Source organism: Protofrankia sp. Cr1, assembly GCF_963555865.1.
Taxonomy (GTDB): Bacteria; Actinomycetota; Actinomycetes; order Frankiales; family Frankiaceae; genus Protofrankia.
Map to the genome: position 1 here is coordinate 35144 of NZ_CAUVXO010000006.1, position 11022 is coordinate 46165.

6 protein-coding genes and 1 pseudogene are annotated in these 11022 nt (G+C 67.7%); all 7 read right to left on the minus strand.

Going from position 1 to position 11022, the window contains the following annotated elements; genetic code table 11:
• A partial coding sequence (locus tag U9980_RS01650) for a cysteine protease StiP family protein (protein ID WP_322766378.1) occupies nucleotides 1-1040 on the minus strand: 1040 nt, incomplete at its 3' end.
• Between the two features lie 65 nt (nucleotides 1041-1105).
• Nucleotides 1106-2458 carry a phosphoribosyltransferase family protein gene (locus U9980_RS01655; protein WP_322748861.1) on the minus strand — a complete coding sequence of 451 codons (1353 nt, stop codon included), beginning with the start codon at nucleotides 2456-2458 and terminating at the stop codon, nucleotides 1106-1108.
• Between the two features lie 69 nt (nucleotides 2459-2527).
• Entirely contained in the window at nucleotides 2528-3715 is a 1188-nt protein-coding gene (locus U9980_RS01660) for an HpcH/HpaI aldolase/citrate lyase family protein (RefSeq protein ID WP_322766379.1), read from the minus strand.
• Between the two features lie 285 nt (nucleotides 3716-4000).
• A complete protein-coding gene (locus U9980_RS01665) occupies nucleotides 4001-5278 on the minus strand; it encodes a glycoside hydrolase family 26 protein (protein WP_322766380.1) in 1278 nt (425 codons plus the stop codon).
• Nucleotides 5279-5692: 414 nt separating this feature from the next.
• Entirely contained in the window at nucleotides 5693-8530 is a 2838-nt protein-coding gene (locus tag U9980_RS01670; protein WP_322766381.1) for a zinc ribbon domain-containing protein, read from the minus strand.
• A 192-nt stretch (nucleotides 8531-8722) separates the two neighbouring features.
• Nucleotides 8723-10393, minus strand: a complete 1671-nt coding sequence (locus tag U9980_RS01675; protein ID WP_322766382.1) for an Hsp70 family protein — start codon at nucleotides 10391-10393, stop codon at nucleotides 8723-8725.
• A gap of 30 nt (nucleotides 10394-10423) precedes the next feature.
• Nucleotides 10424-11022 (minus strand): annotated as a pseudogene (locus U9980_RS01680) (hypothetical protein); the annotation flags it as partial.

An 11022-nucleotide genomic window follows, 5' to 3' on the forward strand; every position in this document is an offset into this window, starting at 1 on the left:
CGGTCAGGCCTGCCCTCGATCGGCCTGATGATCCCGACGCAGGAATACGGCAGATCGGCTCTTTCCTCCACATCCACTCCTTTGGCTGCGCAGAGCGACAGGACATGAGCCAGCTCCGCCAACCGGTCGGGCGCGACGACAACCTTCCAGGGCACTCGTCGCAACAGAACCCTGGTAGTCTCGCCGACCCCGGGCTTGACAAGGCCGATATTCGCGATGCCGTAGTCCTTCGCCAACATTTCGACAGCGCGCCAGCCGGCCCAGGTCGGGGTTCGGTCCTCCGCCTGGCCCAGACCGCGCGAGACCGCTGCCGATGCGGCGGGAAAGGCGTTCACGACGGTGTCGACATACCGGCGGGAATAATCCCGGTCAGCCAGCTGCCGATAGTATTTGGCTCCGTGAAAATCGGCCGGACCGATCAGCGTCGAATTCAGCACGGTTCTGCTCACCAGCCCACTGACCGTGGAGTTCAGGCAGCTGTGCGGGATGAGGAAATCATCCCTGGTGCCGTAGAGCGACGTGCAGTGGCCCGGGTCCGAGATCACCGCCATGGAGCCGTCCACCCCGAGCTGCTCCGACGCCGCCTGGAGAACCTTCAGGATGGCGCCCTTGCCGGTCCAGCCGTCGACGAACTGGAGCGCCTGGCGGTCATGGCGGTCAAGAATCCACCGCAACGCGTTCTCGTCGAGCCCCCGGTCCTTGATGATGGAGACCGAGTAGTGCGTCAGCTCGAGCCCGTGCTTCCACCGGGCCCAGCGCCGCATAAGGATGCCGGCGGGCGTTCCGGCCCGCGCGAGCGACACGATGACCGGCTTCTCCTTTCTCGCAAGCACAAGCTCGGTGGCTACCCCGACCGCGGTGGCAACCCGCTCCGCCGAACGGATGAGCGCGCTTTCAAAAAGAGCAAGATAGGAATCCGAGGGCTCGTATTCGACGGGCAGGTCCTCAGAGTAATGGCGTCCCTTGGAAAAGTCCTCCTCGCGGTCCTCGGTAGGACGTTCCAGCGGGATGTCGCTGAGATCCTTCAACAAAAAGGTCACATCCGTGGGATCATAGGATCCCGAACCTACCGTGCCCGGAATGGCTCCCAGCACCGTGCCGTCGCTCAACACATTCCCCCTGCCACCCGCCCGGTCTGCCGGGTCATCGGACGCCCATCCGGGCCTCGTGTCGGTATCGTGACCACGGTCACCGGCGCGCACCGACGCAGCATCCCGACCATCCCGGACACGTCGGCTTCCGCGCCCCCACCGTTGGCGGCCGAGTCGACCACGACGACGATGTCGTCGTACAAACCCGGCCGGACGTTGTAGACATGGCTCACCCGCGCGGGATCATCCGGCGCCGGGAACGTCAGCGCGCAGCGGATCGCATAGCCTTCGGCGTCGATCGGGTAGACCGGCGAACGGGTCGTCGAGTGAAAAACCACGTCACCGGGCACGATCTCGTCGAGGGCAGCCCCGATCCGCAACGGCGTGTACATCAACTCCTCAGTACCAAGCAGGAGAATGCGTCCAGACGCATTGGTCAACACTGTGGCAATCTCACCGGCGACCAGCGGGATGGCCCTGTCGAGCAGGGCCCCGTCCGCCTGCGACCAGCCATGGCGCGCACCGTCGGGAAGTTCGGCCGGCCAGTCGGGGCGCACGAAGCGGACGGGATGACGCCAGGTGGGCACGTCCGGCGGATCAGCACCGAGGCCGCCGTCCCCGTGGCGGGCCCGCAGCCGCTGCGCCCGCACGGCCACATCGGGCGGCAGCACCAGCTCCCCGGCCAACAGCGACACCACCCGCACAGAAACGCCGAGACGGTCCGCAAGCTCGTTGAACGCACGGCGGGACTCCGCTGGCCGGGCGTCGAAGAGCGTCGCCACGGTGTAGGACGGCCGCGCCGCGAAGGCGTGCAACGCCTTGATCGTTCCCAGCGCGGTCCGGCCGGTCGAGAGCTCATCGTCCACCAGGATCAGCGGACGCGGTGCCCGTACCAACTCGGGATCGGTCGGCATGAGCCAGTGGAACGTGGCGTGGGAATGCGCCTCGTCAAAGTCAAGCAGGGGGGTGACACCGGGGACCACCCGACGGGTCGTATGCAGATAGTCACACCCAGCAATACCGTCCGCCACCGTATGGCCCAGCGACGTGGCAGTCTCGCAGTATCCGACCACCAGCGGCCCCGGCGTCATCGGCTCGCCCCCTGCGCCGGGGAAAGCATCGCATGCCTGTGCCGCCAGCAGGCGACCAGCCGCGAGCGATTCCCGCGGACGCACCGGGAGATGTTTGCCGAGAACCCGACTGACCAGCAGGTGTGCCCGCAGCGGGTTGCGCCGCAACGCGAGCCCGACCAACCCGTGCAGACCCTTACCCACCACGTCGGATCTGATCCTGATGTCAAGCCCCAGTTCGTCCCACAACCAGTTCATGCCGTCCGAACAGTGCCCGCTGTAGCCCGCCAGGCTCACACGACCTCCGCCTTCACCGCCGTTGTCACCCGGGCACAATCCATGCACGAGCCGTACGTTATCCGGGCCTCATGACGCCCCGGTTGCGGCCAGAACATCGACGAATGTGTGGCCTTCCCGCAGGACACCGAAGGCCCGAGCCCGCCGCAGTACCGCTTCGGCCCAGGTCCGGTGCGGTCCCAGCTCGTTCATCTTGTTCGCATACCAACTGGGCCGTACCCCGCCGGCATCCTCCGCGAGAATCGCCATGGCATCCACATACTCCTCATGGCTGGCAACATGCAGAGCGTGCACAGCAGGAACGTGACTGGGATGGATCACCGTCTTGCCCAGCAATCCGTTCGCCTTGTCGAGAACCACCTCGCGGATGAGCCGGTCAAGATCGGCGGAGACAAGACGTAACCGCATCCGGGCACCGTCCTCGCTATCGTCGATCAGATCAGCCTCCTGGAACGGGGTGACCCGCAGGGAACTGACGAACAGGCGCTCGGGCTGGGCGAAATATTCCCATACCGGGCCGCTCACCACATGATCGCCGCCGCGGGCACACACGTTGACGATGTCGGCGATGCAGTCTCGGACCACCGCGATGTCATAGATCGTCAGATCCCGGTTCCGTCGCAACCCGAACAAACCACAAAGATCAGTAGCACCCAGGCGGACCGCCAGCACAACGTCGGAATGTTTGTCGACGAGCTCCCGGACTCCCGACAACGCCCCGGCTCGGGTCTCCTTGAAGATGACCTCAGGGCTTTCCAGAACAGGCATCGCCCAGAGAATCCGGCCCAGGCGCTCCGAGGCACGCAGAACAGCCGTCAACGCCGGCGCTCCGTTCCCGGGGCCGAACTTCGGCAGGACAAAGCCGGCGAACATCTCCGCCGCGGTGGAATCAAGCCGTGCGGCCAGCAATGGTATCTGGGCGGTGTCACGGACCCGGATGAACAACAACGGGGGTCCGCCGCCAGCAGTCGGTGGGCTCTCACCCAGGTCACGAAGCGTGGCAATCACATTCGCCTCTGCCGCAGCAACCTCGTGGTCGGCGATGGCGTCCTCAAGACAGAGCACCATCGACGTCACCCCGGCGGCGACCTGACGGCGCACGTCCGCGGCAAGCGTCGGCCGCGTACCCGGGGCGTAGAGGGTGGCACCCAGGGCCGTCGCCACAAGCCGACGGTCCCCGTCCGGGAGGATCTCTTCGGGCGGACGGTGAAACAGCGCGTCCGTCCGGTCCGCGTCCAGAAAACCGAAGTGACGCACCCAGCAAACCCCCTGTGCTAGTTGGGGCCTCCGGGCGTGCGAGAAAAACCATGATCGCACACCCTTTGGCCTATCTCGGCTACATGCGGCCTCCGGGCGTGCGAGAAAAACCATGATCGCACACCCTTTGGCCTATCCGTCGTCCATTGCTAGGCGTCAGGCTTGCCAGACGGTACATCGACCACCGGCGGCGTGGAATGCGGTCCGGCAACTTCCCGACCGCTGTCATCCAGCGGACAACCGCCTGTCACCCGGCCGGCCGACCGCGCCGCCCGGCCGAGCCGGTCACGACCCGCCGAACAACCGCTTGTACTCGGCGGCCGACCGAGCGTTCTGACCCCCATTCATGATCGTCGAACACACATTGTCCGGCGCCGAGTCGTGAAAGTAACTTTCGTAACCCATCGCGTCGGCGTTCGCGACGAACGTGTCATACATCTTCCGGATATAGAAAGGATTATCTCCGCCGCCATCGCCACCACAGGACGTCACACCCCACTCACCCACACCGACCTTCCGACCGTGCTCACGGGCGTACCGAATGAGGTGACAGAGCCCGTTGACACTGTTGCACTGCCGCGTCCACCTAGCCTCGTTCAACGACGGCGGGTAGTGATCGTAGGCATCGATGCCGACGATGTCGACGTATTCGTCGCCGGGGTAGGCATCCCATGGATTCCCGCTCGACGGCACCGGGGAATCGTGGGCGTTGAACGTCCAGTCAATCTTGACCTTCGGATCCGTGGAGCGGATGGCCGTGGCGATCCTGCGGAAACACTCCGTGAAATTCCTCGCGCTCGCATCCGCGTGCCAGTACATGTACGTGCCGTTGAACTCCCAACCGATCCGCACGATGGAGTCAGCCCGGTTTTTGCGCACGAGAAAGGCGCCGAACCTCCGCCAGTGCTCGTCATAGGCACCACGGGCACACTCGGCGTTGCCGCCCTGCCCCTGCGGGAACGGCGGCTGACTGATGACCAGTTTTCCCGGGAACGGTGCGAAATCGTCCAGCGGCCAGCTGGGCTCGGATATCGGACCCCAGCCCTGGTCGCGGATCGTGAAAACCAGGGCCACGTCGATCGGTCGGCCCCGCCATGCGCCAAAGGCCAGATAGGGCGGCAGATCGTTGGCCAGATGTACTCCGGACAGCCAGGGCAGGCCCGACAGTTTTCCCCGGGTATCCCAGACGGTGACCGGTAGCGAACCGCGGGCCGTGATGGCGCCCGATCTCGCCGTCACCGACACAGTGCCGGTAAAATCCATGGGTAGGGTGAAGCGAAGCAGAAAGCGCCCGTCCGGGTCCGCCCGGGCCGGTGCCGTGGTAGTCAGATCACCCCCGACAAGGTCGACGGTGATCTCGGCACCGGCCGGGAAACCGTGCCCACGCACCAGCACGATGTCGGTGTCGACCAGGGTCAGAGCCATCCCTGCCGGACGGCTTCCACGGAGGTTCAATCCGACCGCAACGAGCCCGGCGGCGAGGGCGACGCCGAGAAACAGCACGCCTGCGACCACCACCCGCGACCCGAGCGCGACCCGGCAGGAGCGCCGGCGGCCGAACATAGACGCCATCCTCGCGAGGAGCCTTTCGGTCGGGTTAGCGGATTATGAGGGAATCATCCGGTGGATGGCGGACAATCACCGCACCGGGCACCCCACCAACCGGTGCACCCGGGCTCGCCGGCGAGCCCGGGAACAGTCGTACCCCCCAGGGAAGCTCGGCACCTTCGAGGGAAACCTCGAGGGTGCGCTGCGGTGTTGGTGGCGACGCCGACACTCGTGCGAGCGGATGTCCGTCGTCGCTCGCCTGTGGCGGAGTCGTCCCCGGCCGCGCGACAAGCACCATCGCCGGCAACGGCCCGTCCGCGCGCACGTGTACGCGCAACGTGCGACGACGCCAGCCGGACCGGGCCAGCGTGTAGGTGACCGTCCGTTCCCGATCATGGTGCTCATGGTGTTCCGGTTGATCCAGGTCATTCAGGTCATCCAGGTCATGTCCGAATCCGGCGATGCCGCCGAGCGGGCCACCATCGCCGTGCCCGGACCGGCAGCGCGCAACGTCCCACCCGTGCGCACCAGCGGGTAGCAGGCGACGAAGTAGGCCGAACCGTCCCGCGGCGCGGCCAGATGCCAGCCGCCCTTGATTTCCAGGCTGGTGTTGGTGACCTTCGCCCGGAACGCGTCCGGGTCGTCCGGCCCGGTCGGGAGCTGGTCGCGGCGCCACAGGACGCGGGCTTGGGTGATCCCCGGCGGCATCTGGAAGGACAGCACGATCTCCTCACCGCGATCGTCCGCGCGCAGATCCCGGATGCCTTCGATCACCAGATGCCGCACACCGGTGCCGACCACCGCCCGACCATCACACACAGTCACCGGCAGATAGTCCAGCTCACCGGCAGCCAGTGGGTCCACCAGGTGGCCGCTCCGGCTCGACCCGACCAGCCGGGCCCGTTCGGCGATCTTCGCCAGGTCGATCTCGGTGTCCTCGACTCCAGCCGCATGCGGCGGCCCGGCGTCCGACACGGGCACGGCGTAGATCTGCACATGAGTGGCTGGCATGGCGCTCCAGCGCAGCACGGTACGCCCGTCGACAGTGGTGACCGCCAGATCGCGTACGGCTCGTGGGCGCGGCGTCACCGTAACCGCAATCCGCGCACCAGCGGTTCTGGCCGGGTGTCCGTCCACATCCTGGAACTCGACATAAACCTGATAACGGTAGGTGACACCGGGCTGGACGGCCGTGTCGAGGTACTGACCGGCGTTCGCCCTGATCCGACGCATCGGAACCTGTACCGGCGATGACTCGTCCACGGTCCGATCGATCGTCACCGCGTCCACCGGGCCATCCAGCCGCCAGGACAGCCTCACCCCGGCACCGATCTGCTCCGCACGCAGGGCGACGACGTCCCGCACGACCACGAGGCCGGGTGTGCGCACCCCAACCGAGCGCCGACTGCCCACGACCGCCGTCACCTCGTGCCGGACCAGCACCCCGGCCGGAACCCCGGCATCGGACAACTCGGTGGACCGAGTCGTACCCAGGCTGCGCTCGACCGGTGGTGTTCCCTGCTGGCCGCCCGCCTCCCCCACGCCGGCCCCCACCAGTCTGACCACCCGGTAGGACACCGGACCGAGCGCCGAGGGGGATGGCCGCCACCGCAGCACCACGGCACCTTCTTCGTTGCTCGCGGTCAGATCCGTCGGCGGTGGGAGTGGCAGCGCGGCCAATGCCGCCAGCGCCTCCCGGTTGTCCGCCACGGTCGCGAGTACCGCGGCCAGCGCATTCTCCTGGTCGGCTGGCGCAAGCGCCGCCGCCGCGGCAACCCGGCGGCGGATGACGTCCTGGTGAGCGGTGAGCTCGGCCAGCACCTCCTCGGGCGAGCGTCCGTCCGGACCGGGTACGTCGAACGCCTGGGCGACGAGCCAACGGGCCCCGGCGGTGGCGGCGTCGTCGCACCGGGCCTCGCGGTGCTCGACCAGTGCCCGCCAGCCGGCGTCCGCGGCGGCCAGCGCCGCCTGCACCCGCACGCCGAGATCATCGGCAGCGCGGACCGCCGACCCGCCGACCGCGCCCAGCACCGGACGCGCCCGGGCCAGCAGCTCGGCGGCATGCCTGGGATGGCCGTCTTCCAGCTCGCGGCGGATCGCGGTCAGGGCGTCGCCGGCTTCCCGAGCCTGGCGCAGGCTCTGCCCGCAGAACTGGCACGCCGCCGCGGCGGCCTCCGTCGCGCGGCCACACGACGGACACGGGATGTAGAGCTCGGTATCGCAATATCGGCAGACGCGCGAACCGTCAACCGGCTCCGGACGGCCACAGCGTGGGCATACAACGTAGTCGACGACCGCTCCGGTCGTCATCGCCGCACCCAGATCCCGGGCGATGTCGAGCAACACCGCCTTCGCCTGTGCCGCTGACAGTCCTCGCCCGGCCGCGAGGACCTCGCGGACCAACCCCTCAAAGGCGCCCGGTCCGAGCTCACCGTCGAGCACGACGTGCTCCTCGACCTTCGGCCGGATCTCATCGCGGGCGTCTGCGACCAGCCCGGCGGTATAGGCGGCCGGATCACCGTCGAGGAGTCTGGTGCGCACCTGCGCGAGCAGATCAGCGGTCACCGTCTTCTCGCGGTCATGCGGACGCCGCTGGTTGCGCTCGACAAGGATCTCGTGTGCGGCCTGGATCCGCGCCGGCGCGGAGTCCGCCGGGATACCCAGCAGAGCCCACAGGGAGGCGGTACCAACCCGATCCCCCTCGCGAAGCTGCCGCAGCTCGGTGAGGCCGTCACGGATCTGGCGCCGCAGCCCCGGCGCGAGCGGCTCGACATCCTCACCGGAGCCGTCCTCGATCACCTTCTCGCCCGCGAGGGTCGCGTCGAACTGCTCGGTGGTCACCCCGTCAGCCGACGCCAACCGACGCAGACCCGCAACGCGGGACCGGGGAATTCCGCCGAAACGCTCACGCACAGTCGCGAGGTTGCGGGCCACCTTGGCCAGCCGGTCGGCGTCCCCACTGCGACGCGCGGCCAGCACACGTACCCGGACCTGTTCGCGGGTATGCGGGTCCAGCAGCGGCGCCTCCCACTCGGCCCGCCTGCGGATAAGGGCCGCGGCCAGGGTCGCGTAGCGTGCAGCGTTCCGTTGCCGCTGCAGGAAGGCCACGACGCGGGCCAGGTGCGCGCGCACCTCCGCGTCGGTGTACGTGGCAGCCGGGTCCAGCGCGGCGACGAAGAACGGGTCATCACAGTCAAGCGGGGATCGGCGTTGCAGCTCGGCCAACACCCGCTGCCGGTAGCTGCTGCCGTCGAACGCCGCGCTCACCGCCCCACCTTCGTCCCCGCCGCCGGCATCCCCATCACAGAGCGTATGAAGGCGGAACCCGGACATGGCCCCGGCCTCGGTATTCACCATATGCACCGGACAGTGTCCGGTAACAGACAACGTTATGTAACAGACAACGTCATGTACTGGACAACGTCGGGCACGCTGATGCCTGCGACCGCCACGGCGACGTCAGTCCCGCTGTTTGAGCAGGGTGATCTTCCGTGTCTCCTCATCCCGCATCGCTTCGCTGCCCACACCCGCGGTGATCTGCAGGACGAGCGGCCCGGTCGCGCCAGGATGCGTGGCGGTGACGACGATCGTCTGGTCCGACCGCATGAGAAAGGTGACATCCACCGGTGTGCCGCGGGGATGTCCGCCGGGAATCCCCGCGATGGCACCTTCGACGATCACCTTGTTGTCCTGCGGGATGGTCGACTCAGCGCTCGTCCCCTGCTCGAACACACGGATGTCGACGTCCGTCTGGTTGTCGGAGATGGTGTAAAAGGTCTGGGTGATCTCAATCGGCAGCGGATCGTTGCGATGCGCCAGAAAGGCCGCGATCGTTTTGCCCCTGTCCTCGGCGAAGATCCCGAAGCCGCGGGACGTCACGTTGGTGACCTTCGTCTTGACCAGATCGACCACCGCGGTGGTGGCCAACCCGAAATCTCCCGCCGCGCCCGACACGGAGCGCGCGACGTCGGCCGGCGCCGCGGCATCCAGAGTCGCACCGGCCGCGAGCTTGCCCTGGGCAACCAGATCGTCGAGGACGTACCGTTCCAGTTCCTTCTTCTGCCCGAAGACCGCGGCGCCCTTGGCCACGGCGAGATCGGGGTCCAGGAGGCGTGGAGACAGACCGAAGCGCTCGGCGATCCTGCGGGCAACCGCCGGGCTCTTGCTCATACCGCCGACAAGCAGGCAGACGTCCACCTGGTCGACGCCACGCTCCCGAGCCCGGGCGAGCACCGACCCGGTGAGGTCAAGGGTGCGCTGTAGCAGGGCGGCGGTGATCTCCTCGAAGTCCACCCGGGTCACGGTCACGTTTGTCCGCCGGCCGCCGTGAACCACCAGGACATCGACGCTGTCGCGACCGGACAGCGCCAACTTGGCGTCCTCCGCCGAGGTCAGCAGCTCCTGCTCGTCGTAGACGTCGTCGAGCGGATCACCGGCGTCGGGCTGCGCCTCGGTGAACTTCTGGGCCAAGAAGCGCACCAGCTCCGCATCCCAGTCAGCGCCGCCAAGCTCGTGGTCACCGTCAGTGGCCACAACTGTGATCGCGTTCTTCGACAGCCGGATGACCGTGGTGTCGAAGGTGCCTCCGCCCAGGTCGTAGACGAGCACGGTCGTCTCCGCCGCGCCGTCCTGGGCGAACCCGTACGCGAAGGCGGCGGCTGTGGGCTCGTTGATGATGTCCAACACGTTCAGCCCGGCGAGCGCGCCGGCCAGCTTCGTCGCCTTGCGCTCCTCGTCGCCGAAATAGGCCGGGACGGTGATGACCACGTCCGTCACCGGGGCGCCGGTCGCCCGCTGCGCGTCGGCGGCGAGAGACTTGAGCACGAGGCTTGACACGGCAGCCGCGCTGTACTCCTCACCGTGCACGACAAATCGCCAGTCCGCCTCGCCCATGTGCCGCTTGACCAGGCTCGCCACGTCATCCGGGCGGATCCGGGACTGCCGCTTCGCCTGGGTGCCGACGACAAACGTCACACCGCCGCCCGCGGACTCGTCGAACAGCACCACCGATGGTGTGGTCGGCTGCGACTCGATATTGCGGATCACGTCGGGACGTCCGTACTCGTCCACCTGGGCGATGCACGAGTACGTCGTTCCCAGGTCGATGCCGAACACCTTTGTTCGCGCCATGAAGGTCCCTCCAACAAACCGCCGCCGGTTTCAGTGTGCCCGAAAAACCTCCACCTCGGCTGGACGCACCACGGTCGACTCACCGCGGACGAATCCGGGCTTGAGTGTGCGGGCGATCGTCCGGTCACGGCCGGGGTCGTCAGTGCCGACCCGGCGCATGCCGACGTGCCGGACCGGGTCGAAGGGCATCCCCACCACCGCGGTATACGGACGGACGTCCGCCGCGACGTCCAGCACCTGCAGCAACTGCTTACGCAGGATGCCTGGGACGCTCTGGCCGTCGTCCGCGCCGAGACTGGTCATCTGGTCGTGCAGGCGCATGAGTCCCCGCAGCAACGGTGCCATCGCCTCGGTCAGTTCGCCGGCCCGAAGCCGGGTGTTCTCGGCGTGCAGGCGGTCCACCAGGTCGGCGTCGTGGCGCCGGAGCCTGATCAGCTCCTCGGCCCGCTGGTGGAGTTCGTCCAACCGCAGGGCCGCCGCGGCGCTCGCGGCGGTGAGGTCGGCGAGGGCGCCAAGGTTCGCAGTGTCGGCGCCAGCCGCCCCTGCCGCGGCCGACGGAAGATCGACCTCGGTGGCTGGGTCGTCGCGAACCTCTCCGTCACCATGATCATCCGACCATCGCGGCCCGG